The organism is Mycobacterium sp. 1245111.1, assembly GCF_001673405.1.
Lineage (GTDB): Bacteria > Actinomycetota > Actinomycetes > Mycobacteriales > Mycobacteriaceae > Mycobacterium.
Window position 1 is genome coordinate 1 of record NZ_LZLV01000151.1, and the last position, 634, is coordinate 634.

1 pseudogene is annotated in these 634 nt (G+C 62.0%); it reads left to right on the top strand.

Annotated features, from left to right (window positions below):
* Positions 1-634 (top strand): annotated as a pseudogene (locus A5658_RS28570) (MMPL family transporter); the annotation flags it as partial.

Here is a 634-nt window from a genome sequence, read left to right on the forward strand (position 1 = left end):
CGATCGCGCTGGTTGGTCTGCTGACCCTGCCGGGTTACCAGACCAGCTACAACGACCGGTTGTACATCCCGCACAACATCGCCGCGAACAAGGGATACGACGCCGCGGAGCGCCACTTCTCGCAGGCCCGGCTGATGCCGGAAGTCATGATGGTCGAGGCCGACCACGATTTGCGCGATCCCGCTGACTTCCTGGTACTCGACAAACTGGCCAAGGGCATCTTCCGCGTCCCCGGAGTCTCACGCGTGCAATCGATTACGCGCCCGGAGGGCACGGCGATGGAGCACACCTCGATCCCGTTCCAGCTCAGCATGCAGAACGCCGGGCAGGTGCAGACGATGAAGTTCCAGAAGGCCCGCATGGACGACATGCTCAAGCAGGCCGACGAACTCGAAGACACCATGAACCGGATGAGGCACATGTACGGCCTCATGCAGCAGCTCACCGGCATCACGCACAAGATGATCGGTGAGACACGCGAAATGCAGGCCGTCACCGAAGAATTGCGCGACGACGTCGCCAACTTCGAGGACACCTGGCGGCCGATCCGCAGCTACTTCTACTGGGAGAAGCACTGCTTCGACATCCCGCTGTGCTGGTCGGTGCGGTCGATCTTCAACGCCCTCGCCGGCAT